Raw genomic sequence first — 20,125 nt, 5'->3', positions numbered from 1 at the left:
ATGGGTGGTACCGAGAAAAAGATGAAGTCTTTTCTCCCCTGAACACTGAATTTATTCAGATCTGGGGAGAGGAGATTTTTTTTTATACTCATGACGGTTGAAACCTTGCAAATAGCCACTCGGAGCAGGAAAACGCAGTACACATTGGTTAAGAAGTATTGCCTGTTAAGTAAAAATAAGAATGTAGGAATGAGGTGTAATAATGACAATCTTAGTTCAAAAGTTTGGGGGTACTTCCCTTCAAACACCAGAAAGTATTACGCAGGTGGTTTCTCATATCCAAGATGCAATTGAAAAAAAGTATAAGTTAGTCGTTGTTGTTTCGGCATTGGGTCGTAAGCCTAATCCCTATGCTACAGACACTCTATTAGGTCTTATCAATGAATCTAGTGGTATTAACCAGAAACGGGAAATGGATTTACTAATGTCATGTGGGGAAACAATTGCTGGGGTAGTTTTATCAAATGAGCTGCAAAATAACCGGATAAAGTCTATTACACTTACAGGAGCACAAGCTGGTATTATAACTACATCTGAATTTACACAGGCCAAAATTAAAAGTGTAAACACTGCTCGTATAAAACAAGAACTGGAAGATTATGATGTGGTTGTTGTTGCAGGCTTTCAAGGTCAGACATCCTCAGGTGAGATCACAACCCTTGGTCGAGGTGGAAGTGACACAACCGCAGCTGCTCTGGGTGTAGCACTCAATGCCGAGAAAGTGGAAGTCTTCACAGATGTTAATGGAATAATGACAGCTGACCCAAGGATGGTAAAATCTGCGAGACAATTAAAAATTGTATCCTATTCAGAAATTTGTGATTTGGCCTATCAGGGAGCAAAAGTAATTCACCCAAATGCGGTTGAAATTGTTATGAAAGGAAACATACCATTACATGTACGCTCTACCTATTCAAAAGAGGACGGGACATTGATCACAAATGCCAAAATTAAGGAAATTCCTAAACAGCCGATTATAGGAATAGCACATGTACCCAGCTTATCCCAAATAAAGATTAGTAGTAACAAGGAGAAGGGGATGTACCAACTTCGTTCAGAAGTATTAGAGATAATGGCTGGAACTGATTTTACAGTTGATTTTAAAAACGTTTCTTCAACTGAGTTATTATTCACGGTGTCAAAAGCTTGGACCAAAACCGTAGTGGAACGTCTAATCAAGTTAGGTTTTACCCCACAAGTTACCGAAAACTGTGCGAAGGTTTCGGTTGTCGGTTGGGGAATGGCAGGGGGCCTAATTGCTTCTAAAAAGTTGCAGGTACTTTCGGATAACGGAATAGGAATCCTGCAATCTACTGATAGTCGTACAGCTAGTTGGGTATTGATTTATGAAAAAGATCTAACAGATGCAGTTAATGTGCTGCATGATTCCTTTAATCTAAGTAATACGTTAAAGTCAGGAATAAATTAGGTGAGTTTTTAAAAATAAAGAAGGGGTGGAAATATGACGAAAAATATATCTGTAGGGTTATTAGGTTTAGGAACTGTTGGATCAGGTGTCTTCCAAATTATTAACGAACACCAGGAAGAACTTGTTCATCAACTTGGGTGTGGAGTAAAGGTTGAAAAAATATTGGTTCGTGACGTCAATAAGGAACGTGGTGTAAAAGTGGATCCAATGTATCTAACTACAAACCCAGAGGATGTTCTACTTAATCCGGAAATTGATGTAGTTATCGAGGTTATGGGTGGTATCGATGAAACCCGCAATTATATCCTGGAAGCTTTTAAAGTGAAAAAACATGTAGTAACTGCTAATAAAGATTTAATGGCTTTACATGGTCCAGAGCTTCAACAAGCTGCACACGAAAACGGCTGTGATTTATTTTATGAAGCTAGTGTTGCAGGTGGAATTCCTATAATACGCGGTCTGGCAGATGGTCTATCACCAGATAAAATACAAAAAGTAATGGGTATCGTAAACGGAACAACAAATTATATTTTAACTAAGATGACTGATGAGGGAGTTTCCTATGAAGATGCATTACTGGAGGCAAAGGAGCTAGGTTTTGCTGAATCAGACCCGACTGCTGATGTAGAAGGGTTGGATGCAGCCAGGAAGATGGCCATCCTCTCAAGACTTGCGTTTTCAACATCAGTAGAGTTAGAGGATGTTCAGGTCGAAGGAATTTCAGGAGTAGGAGTAGAGGATTTGCAGATAGGTAAACAGCTTGGTCTAACTATGAAATTAATTGGATTTGCAGATTTTCAGGATGCGCAGCTTGAAGTGAACGTCCAACCAACATTCTTGCGTTTAGACCACCCATTAGCAGCAGTGAAAAATGAAAATAATGCTGTTTATGTTAACGGAGATGCAGTTGGGGAAACTATGTTCTATGGACCTGGAGCAGGGGGGCTACCAACTGCAACAGCAGTAATGTCGGATGTTGTTGCAGTGATTAAAAACTTGTTGTTGGATGTAAATGCCAGACAGTTTTTAAAACCACGTTTTGAAAAGAAATTAAAGACACCGGACCAAAGTTTTGGATCTTACTATTTAAGATTACAGGTTGAGAATAACATTCAAACCTTTTCAGAAATTTCTACCTTATTAACGGATTTAAAAATTGGCGTTGATAGAATTATCCAGGCACCTCAACAAAACGGTGAAACTGAATTTATTGTGATAACTCGTGAAACAAATCTTGAGAAAATCAGAACTGCTTTAGAAGATTTACAGAAGGCTAGTGTGGTAAAAGAAGTAAAAAGTCACTACCGTATTGAAGGAGGAATTGGTGTATGACTTGGAGAGGATTATTAGAACACTATGCAGCTTATTTACCTGTAACAGCAGAAACAAAGACCTTGACGCTACATGAAGGAAACACACCACTGATACACTTCTCGCATCTGTCTGAACTGTTAGGTATAGAACTGTATGGCAAAGTGGAGGGGGCAAACCCGACAGGCTCTTTTAAAGACAGGGGAATGGTGTTAGCCGTTGCAAAAGCCGTTGAAGAAGGAAGTAAGTCTGTTATTTGTGCTTCTACTGGCAATACGTCAGCTTCAGCTGCTGCTTATGCTGCAAAAGCAGGACTGCGTGCTATTATCGTAATACCTAAAGGGAAAATAGCACTAGGGAAACTTGCACAAGCAAAAATGTATGGAGCGGAAATTGTAGAGATAGATGGTAACTTTGATGACGCTTTGAAGATGGTTCGAAAGCTAAGCGAAAATGCGCCAGTTACACTGGTTAACTCGGTGAATCCATACCGATTGGAAGGACAAAAAACAGCAGCTTTTGAGGTGTGTGAACAGCTTGGTTCCGCACCTGAAATACTTGCAATTCCAGTAGGTAATGCTGGGAATATTAGCGCTTATTGGAAGGGATTTAAAGAATATAACGACGCGAAGCAAACAGGTCTTCCTAAGATGTTTGGTTTTGAAGCAGAAGGAGCAGCAGCGATTGTTAAAAATAAAATTATAACAAATCCAGAAACAGTTGCGACAGCAATCCGAATAGGAAATCCGGCAAGCTGGGATTTCGCAGTTGCAGCAAGGGACGAATCTGGTGGTCAAATTAATGCTGTTACCGACGAAGAAATCACTTACGCATTTCGACTACTGGCACGTAAAGAAGGTATTTTTGCAGAGCCTGGTTCTTGTGCCTCAATTGCCGGTATTATTCAGCAGTGCAAGGAAGGTTCTATACCTAAAGGAAGTAAGGTTGTAGCTGTCTTGACTGGAAATGGATTAAAAGACCCACAGACAGCAATTGATCAGGTGACTGTAGATCCTGTCTCCTTGCCAAATGACGAGAAAAAGGTTACAGAATATATAACCAACATGGTGAAAACATGATGCAGCTGAAGATATCCATACCTGCAAGTTCTGCTAATCTTGGACCGGGGTTTGATTCAATTGGGCTAGCATTAAATCGTTATTTGACACTTCAGGTTAATGAACAGGAAAAATGGGAGATTGAACATATCTCCCATTTTTTACCGTTGAATACTGACTATGAAGACCATTTTATTTATAAGATAGCAGATACTATAGCACACTGGCATAATAAGACTTTGCCAGGTTGTAAGGTTATCGTGGATAGTGAAATCCCTTTGGCACGTGGACTTGGCAGTAGTGCTTCAGCAGTTTTAGCTGGAATTGAATTAGCCAATCAACTATGTGACTTATCGTTAACGGACGAGCAAAAACTATTATATGGTACGGAAATCGAGGGGCATCCAGACAATATCGCTGCTTCATTGTTTGGTGGAATTGTCGTTACCGCTATGACACAAAATGAAACCATTGATTATATTAAAATGCCTACCCCGAATCTCGATATTGTTGCTTACATACCCAATTTTGAGTTGAAAACCGACAGAGCACGAAATGTTTTGCCACAAAGTTTTTCAATTAAAAATGCTACTAAAGCTAGCGCAATAAGTAACGTAATGATCGCTTCAATTTTAACTGGAGACCACACATTAGCGGGAAAAATGATGGAAAGTGATTTATTCCACGAACCATATCGATCAGATCTTATCCCTAACTATGTCATGATCAAGCAAGAAGCAAAAAAAGGTGGAGCATTTGGAACAGTAATAAGTGGTGCTGGTCCAACCATGATTTCCTTTACTACATCAGGAAAAGGAGCAGTTGTATCTGCATACATGACAGGGAAACTCTCTAAATACGAAGTAGATGCATTAAAAATAAGTCGAAATGGTTTACGAGTTCATAAAACGTTCTCCAACTAATTTTTGTACTAATAGATATTTTTATAAGGAGAGCTGCCGATAGGTACAGACCCCCGAAAGTTAGAATTGAAAACTAACCTTTGGGGGGGCGGTACCTAGGTGGCTCTTTTAATATTCCCAAATAAGTTGTGTTTTTGCCCAATTTTTTTTAAACGATTAATTCAAATGTAAAAATTATTATTTCGGTTCAAAGACAAAGAATTATCAAAAAAAGCAAAAAAAATCTTTTTTTGTATATTCCTTATCCTGTCAGAGATGTAAACGCATTCAATTATTTAGATTTATCAAAAGTATCAAAAAACTTTCAAATACCTATTGACCTCCTTCCTAAAACGTTATATGATTGTCGGCAATATCAATTATCTAAATGTTATAAATTATAATAAAGATTAATTCGATGACGAGAAAAAAGGAACATGTTTTTTGTATTTACAGAGATCTAGGGTTGCTGGAAGCCTAGAAATACTCATTGTTCTGACATCATCTCTGAGTGCCAAGTTGAACGGTATCCCTACTAGACTTGGTCAGGTGCAATTTTATGTACCTGTTATCAAAGTGGGCTGCTTTGCCAGCCTCACAAGGTAGTATTCGTGAGAATGCTATAAACATGGGTGGTACCGTGAAAAGAGACTCTTTTCTCCCCTATAATTCTGAATTCACGTGGAATTATGGGCAGAGAAGGGTCTTTTTGTTTTCGCAATTGATATCCAAAGGAGGTTTGTAGAGTGAAAGTTGAAGCTAACCATGAAACAAAACAAACAGAAATACCGAGGACCGGTGCTGATTTACTGATTGAAACATTAGTGGAAGCTGAAGTTGAACTAGTATTTGGTTATCCGGGTGGCGCTGTGCTACCAATTTATGATGCGTTATATCGCAGTAAAGCTACTTTTAAGCATGTGCTTTCTCGTCATGAACAAGGATCAATTCACGCTGCAGAAGGATATGCGCGTGTTACTGGGAGACCAGGCGTAGTACTTGCAACCTCAGGCCCTGGTGCAACTAACCTGATCACTGGAATAACAGATGCAATGATGGATTCAGTTCCTCTAGTTATTTTTACCGGTCAGGTTTCAAACAGCGTTATTGGAACAGACGCTTTTCAAGAAGCCGATGTTATGGGAATTACGACACCAATTACAAAGTACAATTATCAGATAAAGGATATTGCTGAACTGCCACGGGTAGTAAAAGAGGCTTTTCATATTGCATCAACTGGTCGGCCTGGGCCGGTGGTAGTGGATATTCCAAAAAATATAGCAGCTGCAACTAGTTCAGTTAAAGTTGAAAGTGCAATTAATTTACCAGGATATCAACCAACAAAAACTCCAAATCCATTGCAGATTACGAAACTAGCAGATGCCTTGTCGCGCTCTAAGCGACCGCTGATACTGGCTGGGGCAGGGGTAGTATTTTCAGGAGCTTCTGCTGAACTAAAAGAATTTGCTGAAAAGTATCAGCTTCCTGTTGCAAATACACTGCTTGGATTGGGAAGTTTTCCTGGAACTAACTCACTTTCGTTAGGAATGGCGGGGATGCACGGTAGTTATGCAGCAAATATGGCTATTTACGAATGTGATTTGTTAATAAACATTGGAGCGAGATTTGACGATCGGTTAACTGGTAATTTGGAGCATTTTGCACCTGATGCAAAAATTGCTCATATCGATATAGACCCGGCAGAAATCGGCAAAAACATTTCAACTAATATTCCAGTTGTTGCAGATGCAAAGGAAGCTTTAAAGGGGTTATTAAAAAGCTCTATAGAAATGCCAGATCATAAAGTGTGGAGGGAAAAGATTTCAAACAACAAGAATGATTATCCTTTGTGGTATGAAAGATCAGATAGTTTAGTATCACCACAATGGCTACTCGAACAGGTGTATCACGTTTCAAATGGAAACGCGATTGTAACCACAGATGTAGGACAGCATCAAATGTGGGCAGCGCAGTTCTACACATTTGATAAACCAAACCGTTGGGTCACTTCTGGAGGTTTGGGGACAATGGGCTTCGGTTTTCCGGCTGCAATTGGAGCTCAACTTGGAGCACCTGATGACTTGGTAGTATCTGTGGTGGGAGATGGTGGCTTTCAAATGACACTTCAAGAATTGTCAGTCATAAAAGAAAGGAATCTTCCAGTAAAAATAATCATTGTTAATAACAATGCGTTAGGAATGGTACGACAATGGCAGGAAAGCTTTTACGAAGAAAGGTACTCAGAATCGATATTTTCCCAAAATCCAGATTTTGTAAAGCTTGCCGACAGCTATGGAATTCGAGGGTTGAAAGTCGATAAGGAAGCTGATGTAGTCGCTATGCTTGAGGATGTTTTTGCATATGATGGACCTGTTGTAGTAGATTGCAGAGTTGTTCAACTTTCAAATGTATATCCAATGATTGCTCCTGGTAAAGGTATTCAAGAAATGATAGGAGTGACAAAATGAAACGAATTATAACAGCTACTGTCCAGGATAGAAGCGGTGTTCTTAATCGGATTACAGGTATGTTGCAAAAAAGGCAATTTAACATTGACAGCATTTCTGTGGGAGGTTCAGAAACAGAAGGTATTTCGAAAATGACACTTGTTGTGGAAATTAGCGATAGCCAGAAGTTAGAACAGTTAACCAAGCAATTAAATAAGCAAATTGACGTCATTAAGGTTTCTGATATTACAGATAAAGCTATCGTTGCAAGAGAATTAGCACTTATCAAAGTGTTAGGCAGTGGGAAATTAAATGCTGAGATTCAAGGGATCATTGCTCCTTTTCGCGCATCTGTAATAGATGTAAGTAAGGAGAGCCTAACCATTCAGGTAACCGGTAAACCGGATAAAGTCGAAGCGTTAATATCACTGCTAAGACCTTACGGAATAAAAGAACTAACTAAGACAGGTGTTACAGCCTTTTTAAGAGGACAGCAGCCAAAGCAGATTACAGAGTTAAATTCATTTTCCGGATAGGAAATGATCAAGAATATAATTTAAAAATGGAGAGGAAGATTGTCATGTCAAAAGTACTTTATGAAAAAGATATCCAAAAAGAGGTATTACAAAAGAAAAAAATAGCAGTAGTAGGTTATGGTTCACAGGGCCATGCACATGCACTAAATCTTCATGAAAGTGGTTATGACGTAGTTGTTGGATTAAGACCTGGTAAATCTCAGGAAAAGGCTGAGCAGGACGGTTTTGATGTTGTTTCAGTTGCTGAAGCGGTAAGTGCTGCGGACGTAGTAATGGTTCTTTTACCAGATGAGCATCAACCTGCTGTCTATAATGAAAGTATTAAACCTAATCTACAGGCAGGAAATGCAATTGCTTTTGCACATGGATTTAATATTCATTTTAATCAAATTGTCCCGCCATCAGACGTTGATGTATTTCTTGTAGCTCCAAAAGGGCCGGGACATCTAGTACGGAGAACATATCAAGAAGGAGCAGGAGTTCCAGCATTATATGGCGTGTTTCAGGATGTAACAGGAAATGCCACACAGGTGGCTTTAGCATATGCACAAGGGATTGGTGCAGCTAGGGCAGGTGTGCTGGAAACTACCTTCCAGGAGGAAACAGAAACAGATTTATTCGGGGAACAAGCGGTACTATGCGGTGGAGTTACCAGTTTAATAAAAGCAGGATTTGAAACATTGACTGAAGCAGGATATCAACCAGAAGTAGCTTATTTTGAGTGTATGCATGAAATGAAACTAATAGTGGATTTGCTGTATGAAGGTGGATTAGAAAACATGCGCTACTCTGTTTCAGATACTGCACAATGGGGAGATTTTGTATCTGGACCACGTGTAATCAATGGAGAAACGAAAGAACGTATGAAAGAAATCCTTGCTGATGTACAATCAGGTGAATTTGCTAAAGGATGGATCCTGGAGAATCAGGCCAATCGTCCTAAATTTAATGCTACTAATGCAAAAGAAAACCAACACCCAATTGAAAAGGTTGGAAGGGAGTTACGAGAATTAATGCCTTTTGTTAAGCAGCCATTACAAACTAAGCAAAAGGATGTGAAAGTACATGTCAAAAATTAAGATTTTTGATACAACGTTAAGAGATGGTGAGCAATCACCAGGAGTGAATCTTAACCAACTAGAGAAATTGGAAATTGCAAAACAACTCGAACGCTTTGGTGTGGATCGAATGGAAGCGGGATTTCCTGCTTCCTCCAAAGGCGACTTTAACGCTGTAAAAAAAATCGCGGATACAATAAAAGACACTTCTGTTACAGGGTTAGCACGAACAGTAAAGTCAGACGTTGATACTGCCTGGGAGGCACTAAAGGGTGCCGCTGAACCATGCTTGCATCTTTTTCTGGCAACATCACCAATTCACATGACCTATAAGCTGAAGAAATCTCCTGAGCAGGTAATTGATACTGCTGTAGAAATGGTGTCGTACGCCAGACAGAGATTTCCACAAGTAGAATGGTCAGCTGAAGATGCGTCACGATCAGATTGGAACTTCCTGGCTCAGATTATCGAGCGTGTTATCGATGCTGGAGCTACTGTTATTAATCTTCCTGATACAGTGGGATATACGACACCTTTAGAGTATGGAAAATTGTTTAAATTTATCACGGAAACAGTGCCCAATATAGACCGTGTTAGTCTTTCTTGCCATTGCCATAATGACCTGGGAATGGCGGTAGCTAATTCATTGGCAGCTGTCGAAAATGGTGCAACACAGATAGAGGGGACGATTAATGGAATCGGTGAGCGTGCTGGTAATGCTGCTATTGAAGAGTTGGCAGTTGCATTAAAGATTCGTTCAGACCACTATCCTTTCCATACAGGACTTAATTTAAAGGAAATTAAGAGAACGAGCGACCTTGTTGCAAAATTGACTGGTATGTATGTGCAGGCAAACAAAGCAGTAGTTGGTAGAAATGCGTTTGCACATGAGGCAGGTATCCATCAGGACGGCGTATTAAAGCATGCTTCGACCTATGAAATTATTACACCTGAAATGGTAGGAGTTGCTTCAAACACATTGTTCCTTGGTAAACACTCTGGGCGTCATGCATTCAAGGATAAGGTTAAGGAACTTGGCATTAACTTAACAGAGGAAAAGTTAAAAGAAGCATTTGATCTGTTTAAGGAACTGACTGATCATAAAAAAGAAGTAACTGACGACGATTTATTAACCATTTTAATGGAAATTCAAACAGAAATGGCTTCTGTAAACAAATACAAGATGGAGATGTTCCAGGTTCAATATGGAACTGCAAATATCCCTACTGCAACAGTGCTTTTGAAAACACCAGATGGGAACACAGTGCAATCAGCTTGCACAGGACAGGGAAGTGTCGAGGCTGTCTACAAAACATTAGATTCATTGATTCAGGAGGATTTAAAGCTGGTAGATTATCAGCTTAAATCTGTTGGCGGTGGCAAGGATGCTATTGCAGAATCACATGTTCAATTGCTTGTTAATGGATTCGCAGTGAATGGTAGAGGATCTGCACAGGACGTTATTGAAGCTTCTGCCAATGCATTTTTAAATGCAGTAAATCGTTATATTGTTCAACAGAATTCTACTAACCATCAAGAAGTAGTCAAATAAAAAGGAAAGCGGAGGGATGACCAATGAATAAACAAATTGTTCTGCTTCCAGGTGATGGTGTTGGCACGGAAATCATGGAGTCTGCAAAACTGGTATTAAATACGATCGCGAGTGAATTTGACCACAGCTTTACCTTTTATCAACATGCAATTGGTGGTGACGCGATTGACAACTATGGCACACCTTTACCGGAAGATACCGTTAAAGCATGTCAGCTTGCAGATGCTATTCTGCTTGGAGCTGTTGGAGGGGAGAAATGGGACTCGTTTCCTGGGCACCTGAGACCAGAGAAAGGGTTACTTGGAATTCGGAAAAAGCTTGGATTATTTGCTAACTTACGGCCAGTTAAAGGTTTCGCACCGTTACTGCATGCCTCGCCACTAAAAGAAGAAGTGATAAAAGGCAGTGACATTTTAATCGTTCGAGAGTTAACAGGTGGACTTTATTTTGGTAAACCAAGCGAACGTCGTGACAATGGTAATATTGTTGTCGATACCCTTTATTATCAACGAAATGAAATGGAACGTATTATCGATAAAGGCTTTCAGAGTGCCAGATTAAGAAACAACAAGTTGACATCTGTTGATAAAGCAAATGTATTGGAGTCCAGTAAGATGTGGCGTGAAATAGTGAATGAGAAAAGCAACGAATACCCTGATGTAACAGTTGAACATTTGCTGGTCGATGCAGCGGCAATGAAGTTAATTACACATCCTACTAGTTTTGATGTAATCGTTACTGAAAATCTATTCGGTGATATTTTAAGTGACGAGGCGTCCGTATTAACAGGATCTTTAGGGATGCTACCATCAGCCAGTGTCCGATCAGATGGTGTTGGTCTTTATGAACCAGTTCATGGATCTGCACCAGATATAGCAGGTAAAGGAATTGCTAATCCATTGGGTATGATTTTGTCCGTAGCATTAATGCTTAGATTCTCATTTGAAATGGAAGAGGAAGCGAGTGAAATTGAAAAAGCTGTTAATGAATGCCTTGAACAAGGTTATCACACCCTTGATTTAAACATAAAGGGTGGTAAACAGGTAGGTACAAAAGAAATAACAGAAATTGTTGTAGAAAACCTTACAACAAAAAGTGTTTCAAATAGCATTTGCAGTATGTATGTCTAAAGGCAGGATGTGATGAAATGGTAAAACCTGAAACTATAGTTAATAAAATTTGGAATAAACATGTTGTTCATAAAGAAGAAGGAACACCGGATTTACTTTATGTTGATTTGCATTTGGTTCACGAAGTAACCTCTCCACAGGCATTTGAGGGGTTACGATTGAAGCAACGAAGCGTACGCCGCCCAGATTTAACATATGCAACAATGGACCATAACGTTCCGACCAGAAATCGGGATATTATTAAAGATCAAGTTGCTGAAAAACAAATGCAAACATTGAGAAAAAACTGCATGGATAATAACATTACACTGGCAGATATGAATCATCCTGATCAGGGCATTGTTCACGTTATTGGCCCTGAGCTTGGACTAACTCAGCCTGGAAAGACAATTGTTTGTGGTGATAGTCATACATCTACCCATGGCGCATTTGGTGCATTGGCTTTTGGGATTGGTACAAGTGAGGTTGAACACGTGCTGGCTACTCAAACCCTGTGGCAGGATAGCCCTAAGACATTAAATGTCCAGGTGGACGGTGATTTAGGACCAGGTGTCACAGCAAAAGATCTAATCTTAGCAATTATTGCTAAATTTGGCGTGCGTTTCGGAACAGGCTATGTACTAGAATATACGGGTGAAGCAGTAAGAAATTTAACTATGGAGGAACGCATGACAGTTTGTAATATGTCGATTGAAGCGGGAGCAAGAGCTGGATTAATCAGCCCTGACATGAAAACAATTGAATTTTTAAAAGGAAAAGAACATGTACCAGAAGGGGAAGCGTTTGATGCATTGGCAGAGCATTGGCTTGAACTTGCTACTGACGATGATGCAGTTTACGACAAGGCAGTAACCATACATGCAGCAGAGATTGAGCCACAGGTTTCATGGGGAACGAACCCTGGTATGTGTGTACCAATTAGCGGTTCAACCCCTGATTTAAGCGAGGTAGACTATAAGGAAGATGTTAGTCGTGCTTTAGAATACATGGGGTTAACAGAAAATCAGCCAATTACGTCAATAGAAATTGATCATGTATTTATCGGATCCTGTACAAATTCCCGCTTGAGTGATTTACAAAAAGCTGCAGCAATTGTAAAAGGAAAACAGGTTAAGTCTAGTGTCAGAGCGATTGTGGTGCCTGGATCATTCAGCGTAAAACTGCAAGCAGAAAAGCAAGGATTGGATATCATTTTTCAGGAAGCTGGATTTGAATGGCGTGAAGCGGGCTGCAGTATGTGCCTGGCCATGAACGACGATATTGTTCCACCTGGAGGTAGATGTGCATCAACCTCGAACCGGAATTTTGAAGGAAGACAGGGAAATGGGGCACGTACGCATTTAGTAAGTCCCGAGATGGCTGCAGCTGCAGCGATAGAAGGACGTTTTGTAGATGTTCGTCAATTTGTAGGGGTGTTTAACTAGTAAGTAGGAGGTGTGCATCATGGAGGCTATTAAAGAGCATACGGGACTTGTCTACCCACTAGATCGAACAAACGTTGACACGGATCAGATTATTCCAAAGCAATTTTTAAAAAGAATCGAAAGAACCGGATTTGGACAGTTTTTGTTTTATCATTGGCGATTTGATGATGATGGAAATAAACGAGCTGAATTTGGATTAAATCAAACGAAATATAACACTGCTTCGATATTGTTAGCTGGTGAAAATTTTGGATGTGGTTCCTCTAGAGAACATGCACCATGGTCATTGCTTGATTATGGGTTTCGAGTTGTCATAGCACCAAGTTTTGCGGATATCTTCTATAATAATGCATTAAAAAATGGAATTATCCCGATTCAAATGGATCAATTACAGTTGGATCAATGGATGCGCCAAGCCGAAGACGCAACATTAACCCTAACTGTAGACTTAGAAAGTCAACGTATTCTCGACGCAGAGAATAACAGCATACACTTTGACATCCCAGCATACCATAAAGAAAAACTGCTAAACGGATGGGACGAAATAGCACTAACACTACAACACCAAGACAAAATAGACGCATTTGAGAATAATTAATTGGAAATAAATGGTAAATGTGCCAGGCACCATTAAAAATAAGGAGAGTGGATTCATTGGGAATTGTTTAACGGGTGAGAAGGTTCATAGTGCGATGGTTCGGCTAGCGCCAATTGTTCATCGGACTCCATTAATAACGTCTACGACTACTAATAAAGTGGTTGGCAAGAAGGTTTATTTTAAGATGGAAAACCAGCAAAAAACGGGTGCGTTTAAGTTTAGAGGTGCAAGCTTTAAATTGATGCAATTATCACCTGAAGAATTAAAAAAAGGAGTTATAACCGCATCTGCTGGAAACCATGCTCAAGGAGTGGCACATGCTGCGGCTAAATTAGATGTTAAAGCAACTATATTTATGGCAGAAACAACTCCATTGGCTAAGATAAATGCAACAAGAGCGTATGGTGCAGAAGTTGTTTTAATAGGGAAGTCTTTTCAAGAGGCATATGAAGCCTCATTAATTAAACAAAGTCAAAATGGTGCGGTCTATATCCACCCTTTTGATGATTATGATGTAATGGCTGGTCAAGGCACAATAGCAATGGAAATGCTAAGGCAAGAAGATCGAATTGACACCATTATTGTACCAATAGGTGGTGGGGGATTAATCAGCGGGATTGCTGTTGCTGCCAAGTATGTCAATCGCAACATCAAAATTATTGGAGTTCAGGCAAGTGGGGCATCAGCAATGTATGATAGCTACCATAACAGCGAATTGAAAAGTCTTGATTCAGTATCGACAATCGCGGAAGGAATTGCTGTCAAACAGCCAGGAAAACGTACATTGCCATTGGTTCGGGAATATGTGGACGATATAGTAACTGTTACTGATGAAGATATTGCTTCTGCCATCATTTACATGCTTGAAAGAAACAAGACTTTGATGGAAGGAGCGGGTGCAGCAGCTCTAGCAGCGCTATTTGCTCACAATGATCAAATAAAATCAAGACATTGTGGAGTAATTGTTAGCGGTGGAAATATGGATCTTGGTGTACTACCGAAAATCCAACAACTCGCAGGCAGTTTGCAAACTGCCGTGGTAGGCACTACATGAATATACAAAGCAGAAACAAATAGTCGAAAAAAGAATCGCTGCGTGATTAAGACGCAGCGATTCTTTTTGTTTCATTCTATATTACATTTAGACTTATTTTACCAACATTATCAAAGTTAGCTTCATAGTTTCCTTTTTGTAGTACTTTTGGCAAAATAAATGTGCCTGAAGATATAATCATACCCTTTTCGATAATACGGCCACTTTTTGCAAGCTCATCTACAAGCCATTTTATTGCATTGACTGGATTATTAAGTACTTCAGATGATGTTCCACTAGAAATTGATTCGCCGTTTAATCGTAAATCTGCTTTTATTTCCCCCAATTGGTCAACTGTTATTTTTTCTACAGGTGATCCAACAATGATATTGCCTGCAACTGCGCTATCCGCTATAACCTGACCAAAGCTTATTTTTGGAAACCAATCTGTAAAGCGTGAATCCGGTACTTCTAGACCAGGAGCAATACTTGTTTTTCGTAAAATGGCGTCATCACTATCTTCTGTTGATAAATTTTCATTTACAATAAACATTAATTCGACTTCAATTAAAGGTGCATTCATTTTGTCCAGTTCAATTATACCATCAGCAAGGCTTGTTTTTGTTAAAGCTCCGTAAAGAGGTGTAGTTGATTGAAATAACTTTTGTGTTTCTTCACTCGTTAAACTGATTTTGTAGCCTAGAAGAATATCCTGGTTGTCAGCAACCTTTTTGTTAGTTATCAAATGCTGGACTTCGTATGCATCTGTCTTACTAATGTTCTTTGGAATACGCTCTTTAGAAATAGGTTGCTTGAGATTGTGTGCATTGTATAAGATTTCAACAAGGCTCGAATTTTTCATTTACAGAACACCTCTTAAATAGTAATTAATACTCATAGTAACAAATAGTTAAGTGAATTGTAAATATACAGTATTTTATATCGTGTTATCTAATTAAGGGTTTAATTGTTATGTTAAAATGAGATAAAGTAAAAGTAGGCTGTTTTCTATAACATGTTTTTTTGACATACAATCTATAGACTGCAACTTATGCGCTGTATTTATTTCCTACCAACAATTACTAAATTGGTGGCTGATTCAGCGCTACGGAAAAACACTCGCTTTCCGTGGGGAACGCTTCAGCCTCCTCGGAGCAAAAACCGCTCACTGCGGGGTCTTCAGACTGTTCCTTTCCCACTGGAGTCTCGCATTTTTCCTCCGCTTAGATAAGTTTCTGTTCAAAGAAGAGGAATCCCGTAAAGCCACAGAATTCATGCGCAACTTTCTATCTTAGTGGAGGCAGAATACGAAGACTCCTGCGGGAACAGCGCGAGTCCGAAGGCCCCGGAAGAAGCGTTCTTTGCTTCTGAGGAGACTGAGGCCGTGCCCGCGGAAAGCGAAGTGTTCTGCCGGAACGGCGTCAAAAGAAAGAATTCACAATGTCGTAGTTTGTATCAACTGTGAAGATTAAAAGCAACAAAACTTACGAAAATAGCATAAACTTAAAAAGGTAAATACTTTTACGGAGGTTAATACGAATGCAATTATTAATGGTCTCTCTCACGTTTGTGGTGACTTTTATAATAGTAGGAATAATTGGTTTTATATTTAGGGCTTTCTCATCTAATAAGGAAGTTAGCAGAAAAAAGAACTTTGCTATTCTGTTTCTAGAAAGTATAGTTATAACTGCTCTTTTAGTTTGGGTTGTGTAGACTGGATAACCTGATTGAAAATTGATGGGAGGCGAAACAGGATATTTATTGTTAAATGGTTTTTAATTGTTTTCGCTTTCTCTTATGTAATCATTAGTTTGCCTAACTTATTTGGCATTGGTGAAGTTATAGATTGGGTCCCGGAAGCTTCTTTATTTCAAAAAGTCAGGGTTTGCGTAATAGAAGGATTGCAGAACGGATGGATATTTAAGTCAATCATTTCATCTATGATAGGGATAGCAGGTGTTGTTGTTTTAATTTTGAGACTCAGGGATTAGACAATGGATGTTTACCGATATGTAAATGGAGGTGGATAAATAATGGAGACGTTTGGACGTGGGTGTTTATACATAATAATAGGAATAGCAGGGCTTTTGTTTCTGGCGATGTTAACACAAAGCCATATTAATATCTCGTTTTTCATTGCCATCCCATTGGTGATTTTGGCTTTTTGGGCAGCAAGCAAAAAAACAAAGGACAAGAATCGGGATGAATGAACCAATTTGAAATTCAATCATATTAGGAGTGAGGCTACTGTGTATGAACAAAAAACGAAAGAAACTGATCACAGTGTAATTGAATTCATAGAAAATGTTGATAGCGTAAAAAAACGCGAAGATGCCTATGAATTGTTAAACATATTCACAGAAACAACTGGACATGAGGCGAAGATGTGGGGGGCAAGTATTATTGGATTTGGGTCTTATCACTATAAATACGCGTCAGGTCACGAGGGTGATGCCCCACTTGTTGGGTTTTCACCCAGAAAAGCAAAAATAAGTTTATACTTTGCGACAGGTGATGAGGAAAGAGAGAAATTATTAGGCGAATTTGGTAAACATACTACTGGAAAAGCCTGTGTGTATATAAACAAAGTAGCAGATATTAACGAAGATATTTTAACAGCATTGATAGATCAATCCATAACTTTTTTGAAAAAAACTTATCCAGACAACTAATTCCACTAAAAATAATCAGTTTTGGGAGTGAGCGAATGAAAGAAGACCAGCTTTTCTCAAGTTATCTTGAAGCAATTGACCAACGCTTTGAAGGGTGGGACTTTTCTTACATCTCGGAAACAGGCCGTATGGGTAGTGAGTTGCTTTCATGGTCCTATGGAAGTATGGTAAAATCATTAATGCATAGCGCTAAGTCTATGTTAGATATGGGAACTGGCGGTGGTGAATTTTTGTCAATGCTAAGACCCTTTCCGGATAAAGTTTGTGCAACAGAAGCCTATGAACCTAATATACGAATAGCTAGAAATAGGTTGGAGCCACTAGGTGTTGGGGTTTTCCCTATTAAAGATGACACAAATCTTCCTTTCGAAAAAAACCAATTTGATTTTATTGTAAACAAACATGCGGCATATTCACCAAATGAAGTTAGAAGGATTGTCCGAGAAGACGGTATTTTTCTTACGCAACAGGTTGGCGGAAGTAATTGTTCTGATATTAACAAATATCTTGGGACAACAATAAATGAAGACTTCCTAAATTGGAATATGGAAGTAGCAGAAACTGAGCTCAAGAATCACTTTTTTGAGTTTCTCTATGGTAAAGAAGAATTTCCAGTGCAACGCTTTTACGATATTGGTGCTTTAGTATATTATTTAAAAGCTATTCCATGGCAGGTCCCTGATTTTAGTATTAATAGATATGAAAAAGAGTTATATCAAATACATCAATTAATCCAATCCTCTGGTTATTTTGAAGTGAAACAGCACAGATTTATAATAAAAGCTAAAGCAGTATGGAGTTAACATATCTAAAGACACATTTTCGTTGGGTGTGAAAAAAATCACAACAAGAAAGTACGGAATGAATTAATATGGCGTTATAAGTTAAGTTTTTACTAAAACTAAAATAAATCCCACATAATAATGAAAATAGTGTCTATATATAATAGGAGGAGTCGATCAGATGAATAGAGAAAAGAATTTAGCTGTTACTGACAAATTTAATCGACCACTTCAGGATTTACGAATTTCTGTAACGGATCGCTGTAACTTCCGTTGTACGTATTGCATGCCTGCTGAGGTGTTCGGAGCGGACTATCCCTTTTTACAGAAAAAAGAACTTCTTAGTTTTGAAGAAATAACAAGAGTTGCCCAAACCTTTGCAAAGCTTGGAGTAAGCAAAATCCGTATTACTGGTGGAGAACCTTTGATGCGACGAGATTTGGAGCATTTAATTAAGAAGCTCTCCGATATTCCAGAAATAAAAGATATAGCTATGACTACTAATGGTAGTCTATTGCCTAAGAAAGCAGCTAAGTTAAAAGAAGCTGGATTAGACCGCGTTACCATAAGTTTGGATTCTTTAGACGATGAAAAGTTCGGTGAAATTAATGGTAAGGGAGTAAAAGTTCAAACGGTGCTAGATGGAATTGATGCTGCTCAGGCTGCCGGCCTTGAGGTGAAAGTTAACATGCTAGTAAAACGAGGGGTTAACGAACATGATATTTTACCAGTCGCCCGGATGTTCCAGGGAAGTAGCATAATATTACGGTTCATCGAGTTCATGGACGTAGGTAGTTCCAATGGTTGGAAGTTAGATGATGTTATATCAAAGAAAGAGATACTTGAAACGCTTCAAAGTGAAATGACTTTAGAACCAGTTGACCCAAATTATTATGGAGAGGTCGCAACGCTGTATCGAAACACAGAAACCGGAGATCAGTACGGAATTATTTCTTCTATAACTGCACCTTTTTGCTCATCTTGTACAAGGGCGCGTTTATCCGCTGACGGAAAAATTTATACATGCCTGTTTGCGGTAGCAGGAACAGATATTCATACACCTCTTCGAAACGGTGCGAGCAATCTTGATTTGGAGGAAATAGTCAGCCAGACATGGGGAAATAGAAGCGACAGATATTCTGAAATCAGAACAACGGAAACAGTAAATGAAAGAAAAAAACAAAAAATTGAAATGTCCTACATCGGTGGGTAACATTTGTAGAAATCACCCTAGTGCACTGTCTTTGAGCACTAGGGTGATTTCTTTGTGGCAAAAGACACAATACCCTAAATAGGGTGTGACCAATATCACATCCTTAGTTGTCTGACTTCGGTACAATATGTGTGTCAGATATTAGTGAAATGGGATAAAATTACCACTTTAAACACATAATACAATGTAGAAAGGAAGGATTTAATTTGTCAGGACCAGCATTAAAGAGTATAGACAGTCACTCTGCTATTCATGAAGCTGCATTAGTTGAAGCAACGGAACTCACAGAACTACTTGATCATCTGGTAGCGAATGATCAACTTGACAAGGCCTTAGAGGTAGCATTTGTTGCTGTTGAACACTGGGAAACCAGAACTTTACAACACGCTGAATCTGAGGAAGAGGGACTATATAAAGAATTAACTAATTATTCTCCCGAGTTAGAGGATTCTATTATTTCATTAACACGTGATCATAATCTTTTAAGAATGTTAGTTAATGAAATTAAAGAACTACTGGATGATGAAGGGGTAAGTGATAAAGTAGTTCAGCGGTTTCAAGCCTTAATCCTGGTAGATTTGCTTCATAATCAGGAGGAAGAAAAATTACTTCCAAACCATTAATCAATAAATTGGAGGGTTGCACATGGTCTCTGAGGAAAAAGAAAACCAATCCGAACGTTCTTTAAGATCAGTATCACCTCAATTATACAGTCTTCTTGTGACAGAATTGGAAAAAGTACATATCCATCCTTATGATATCCAAGCGAATGCTACTGAAAAGGAAACTGGATATCAGCTGCTTATTCGATTCGGTAATGATTTTTCCCACAAGGAGTCTGTATTTTTTTCTTTTGAGTCAATCGAAAATGAGGACAATAATGTAACCGAGTTTATTAAAAATATTGGAGAAACGTGTAAGCAAGCGATGATTGCTGATTACTACAAAATGATTAAAATGTAAAAGTGGGAGGGGAATTT

General features: G+C 38.9%; 20 protein-coding genes. 19 read left to right on the top strand and 1 reads right to left on the bottom strand.

Annotated elements, in window-relative coordinates:
* Positions 1–202 precede the first annotated feature (202 nt).
* The 12 genes from dapG to ilvA all read left to right on the top strand — a co-directional run bounded on the left by dapG (position 203) and on the right by ilvA (position 14,499).
* The gene (gene dapG, locus ACOI1D_RS05025; protein ID WP_422499723.1) at positions 203–1,429 is read left to right on the top strand and encodes an aspartate kinase; all 1,227 of its coding nucleotides are present in this window, start codon (positions 203–205) and stop codon (positions 1,427–1,429) included.
* A gap of 33 nt (positions 1,430–1,462) precedes the next feature.
* Positions 1,463–2,761: a homoserine dehydrogenase gene (locus tag ACOI1D_RS05020; protein ID WP_422499722.1), complete on the top strand. Its 1,299-nt coding sequence runs from the start codon at positions 1,463–1,465 to the stop codon at positions 2,759–2,761.
* Positions 2,758–3,819, top strand: a complete 1,062-nt coding sequence (thrC, locus tag ACOI1D_RS05015; protein ID WP_422499720.1) for a threonine synthase — start codon at positions 2,758–2,760, stop codon at positions 3,817–3,819. Before ACOI1D_RS05020 ends, thrC begins: the two co-directional genes overlap by 4 nt.
* A complete protein-coding gene (gene thrB, locus ACOI1D_RS05010) occupies positions 3,819–4,721 on the top strand; it encodes a homoserine kinase (protein ID WP_422499718.1) in 903 nt (300 codons plus the stop codon). Before thrC ends, thrB begins: the two co-directional genes overlap by 1 nt.
* A gap of 725 nt (positions 4,722–5,446) precedes the next feature.
* Positions 5,447–7,168, top strand: coding sequence for a biosynthetic-type acetolactate synthase large subunit (gene ilvB / locus ACOI1D_RS05005; RefSeq protein ID WP_422499717.1), 1,722 nt, complete (start codon positions 5,447–5,449; stop codon positions 7,166–7,168).
* The gene (gene ilvN / locus ACOI1D_RS05000) at positions 7,165–7,683 is read left to right on the top strand and encodes an acetolactate synthase small subunit (protein ID WP_422499716.1); all 519 of its coding nucleotides are present in this window, start codon (positions 7,165–7,167) and stop codon (positions 7,681–7,683) included. The genes ilvB and ilvN overlap by 4 nt, the downstream gene beginning before the upstream one ends.
* Before the next feature lie 44 nt (positions 7,684–7,727).
* Positions 7,728–8,762: a ketol-acid reductoisomerase gene (gene ilvC / locus ACOI1D_RS04995; protein ID WP_422499714.1), complete on the top strand. Its 1,035-nt coding sequence runs from the start codon at positions 7,728–7,730 to the stop codon at positions 8,760–8,762.
* Positions 8,749–10,293 carry a 2-isopropylmalate synthase gene (locus tag ACOI1D_RS04990; RefSeq protein WP_422499712.1) on the top strand — a complete coding sequence of 515 codons (1,545 nt, stop codon included), beginning with the start codon at positions 8,749–8,751 and terminating at the stop codon, positions 10,291–10,293. The genes ilvC and ACOI1D_RS04990 overlap by 14 nt, the downstream gene beginning before the upstream one ends.
* Positions 10,294–10,316: 23 nt before the next feature.
* Positions 10,317–11,423: a 3-isopropylmalate dehydrogenase gene (gene leuB, locus ACOI1D_RS04985; RefSeq protein WP_422499710.1), complete on the top strand. Its 1,107-nt coding sequence runs from the start codon at positions 10,317–10,319 to the stop codon at positions 11,421–11,423.
* Positions 11,424–11,440: 17 nt separating this feature from the next.
* A complete protein-coding gene (gene leuC / locus ACOI1D_RS04980) occupies positions 11,441–12,847 on the top strand; it encodes a 3-isopropylmalate dehydratase large subunit (RefSeq protein ID WP_422499709.1) in 1,407 nt (468 codons plus the stop codon).
* A gap of 19 nt (positions 12,848–12,866) precedes the next feature.
* A complete protein-coding gene (gene leuD / locus ACOI1D_RS04975; RefSeq protein WP_422499708.1) occupies positions 12,867–13,445 on the top strand; it encodes a 3-isopropylmalate dehydratase small subunit in 579 nt (192 codons plus the stop codon).
* 10 nt (positions 13,446–13,455) lie between these two features.
* Positions 13,456–14,499, top strand: a complete 1,044-nt coding sequence (gene ilvA, locus ACOI1D_RS04970; protein ID WP_422499706.1) for a threonine ammonia-lyase — start codon at positions 13,456–13,458, stop codon at positions 14,497–14,499.
* A gap of 76 nt (positions 14,500–14,575) precedes the next feature.
* Here the strand turns inward: ilvA and ACOI1D_RS04965 are convergent, their stop codons facing one another.
* Positions 14,576–15,340 carry a 2-keto-4-pentenoate hydratase gene (locus ACOI1D_RS04965; protein ID WP_422499704.1) on the bottom strand — a complete coding sequence of 255 codons (765 nt, stop codon included), beginning with the start codon at positions 15,338–15,340 and terminating at the stop codon, positions 14,576–14,578.
* A gap of 865 nt (positions 15,341–16,205) precedes the next feature.
* On the opposite strand from ACOI1D_RS04965, the gene ACOI1D_RS04960 reads away from it, so the two are divergent.
* From ACOI1D_RS04960 to ACOI1D_RS04930, 7 genes are all read left to right on the top strand, one after another.
* Positions 16,206–16,469, top strand: coding sequence for a hypothetical protein (locus ACOI1D_RS04960; RefSeq protein WP_422499703.1), 264 nt, complete (start codon positions 16,206–16,208; stop codon positions 16,467–16,469).
* 42 nt (positions 16,470–16,511) lie between these two features.
* Entirely contained in the window at positions 16,512–16,688 is a 177-nt protein-coding gene (locus ACOI1D_RS04955) for a hypothetical protein (RefSeq protein WP_422499701.1), read from the top strand.
* 39 nt (positions 16,689–16,727) lie between these two features.
* Entirely contained in the window at positions 16,728–17,150 is a 423-nt protein-coding gene (locus ACOI1D_RS04950; RefSeq protein ID WP_422499699.1) for a DUF1801 domain-containing protein, read from the top strand.
* A 35-nt stretch (positions 17,151–17,185) separates the two neighbouring features.
* Complete coding sequence (locus ACOI1D_RS04945) at positions 17,186–17,953, top strand: class I SAM-dependent methyltransferase (RefSeq protein WP_422499698.1); 768 nt, start codon at positions 17,186–17,188, stop codon at positions 17,951–17,953.
* Between the two features lie 160 nt (positions 17,954–18,113).
* Entirely contained in the window at positions 18,114–19,145 is a 1,032-nt protein-coding gene (gene moaA / locus ACOI1D_RS04940) for a GTP 3',8-cyclase MoaA (protein WP_422499696.1), read from the top strand.
* 206 nt (positions 19,146–19,351) lie between these two features.
* Positions 19,352–19,768, top strand: coding sequence for a hypothetical protein (locus tag ACOI1D_RS04935; protein WP_422499695.1), 417 nt, complete (start codon positions 19,352–19,354; stop codon positions 19,766–19,768).
* 22 nt (positions 19,769–19,790) lie between these two features.
* Positions 19,791–20,108 carry a hypothetical protein gene (locus ACOI1D_RS04930; RefSeq protein WP_422499694.1) on the top strand — a complete coding sequence of 106 codons (318 nt, stop codon included), beginning with the start codon at positions 19,791–19,793 and terminating at the stop codon, positions 20,106–20,108.
* The last annotated feature ends 17 nt before the right edge of the window (positions 20,109–20,125 follow it).

This window comes from Virgibacillus sp. DJP39 (genome assembly GCF_049310925.1).
Classification (GTDB): domain Bacteria; phylum Bacillota; class Bacilli; order Bacillales; family Amphibacillaceae; genus Virgibacillus_F.
This window is presented reverse-complemented; position numbering and strand designations above follow the sequence as displayed.

Excerpts from the sequence above, each read along its gene's own strand:
- ACOI1D_RS04965 (WP_422499704.1), bottom strand. The coding sequence starts at position 15,340 with ATGAAAAATTCGAGCCTTGTTGAAATCTTATACAATGCACACAATCTC.
- leuD (WP_422499708.1), top strand. The coding sequence starts at position 12,867 with ATGGAGGCTATTAAAGAGCATACGGGACTTGTCTACCCACTAGATCGA.
- thrB (WP_422499718.1), top strand. The coding sequence starts at position 3,819 with ATGCAGCTGAAGATATCCATACCTGCAAGTTCTGCTAATCTTGGACCG.
- ilvN (WP_422499716.1), top strand. The coding sequence starts at position 7,165 with ATGAAACGAATTATAACAGCTACTGTCCAGGATAGAAGCGGTGTTCTT.
- ilvA (WP_422499706.1), top strand. The coding sequence starts at position 13,456 with ATGGTAAATGTGCCAGGCACCATTAAAAATAAGGAGAGTGGATTCATT.
- ACOI1D_RS04930 (WP_422499694.1), top strand. The coding sequence starts at position 19,791 with ATGGTCTCTGAGGAAAAAGAAAACCAATCCGAACGTTCTTTAAGATCA.
- ACOI1D_RS05020 (WP_422499722.1), top strand. The coding sequence starts at position 1,463 with ATGACGAAAAATATATCTGTAGGGTTATTAGGTTTAGGAACTGTTGGA.
- ACOI1D_RS04990 (WP_422499712.1), top strand. The coding sequence starts at position 8,749 with ATGTCAAAAATTAAGATTTTTGATACAACGTTAAGAGATGGTGAGCAA.
- moaA (WP_422499696.1), top strand. The coding sequence starts at position 18,114 with ATGAATAGAGAAAAGAATTTAGCTGTTACTGACAAATTTAATCGACCA.
- ACOI1D_RS04955 (WP_422499701.1), top strand. The coding sequence starts at position 16,512 with ATGGAGACGTTTGGACGTGGGTGTTTATACATAATAATAGGAATAGCA.
- thrC (WP_422499720.1), top strand. The coding sequence starts at position 2,758 with ATGACTTGGAGAGGATTATTAGAACACTATGCAGCTTATTTACCTGTA.
- ilvC (WP_422499714.1), top strand. The coding sequence starts at position 7,728 with ATGTCAAAAGTACTTTATGAAAAAGATATCCAAAAAGAGGTATTACAA.
- ACOI1D_RS04945 (WP_422499698.1), top strand. The coding sequence starts at position 17,186 with ATGAAAGAAGACCAGCTTTTCTCAAGTTATCTTGAAGCAATTGACCAA.
- leuB (WP_422499710.1), top strand. The coding sequence starts at position 10,317 with ATGAATAAACAAATTGTTCTGCTTCCAGGTGATGGTGTTGGCACGGAA.
- dapG (WP_422499723.1), top strand. The coding sequence starts at position 203 with ATGACAATCTTAGTTCAAAAGTTTGGGGGTACTTCCCTTCAAACACCA.
- leuC (WP_422499709.1), top strand. The coding sequence starts at position 11,441 with ATGGTAAAACCTGAAACTATAGTTAATAAAATTTGGAATAAACATGTT.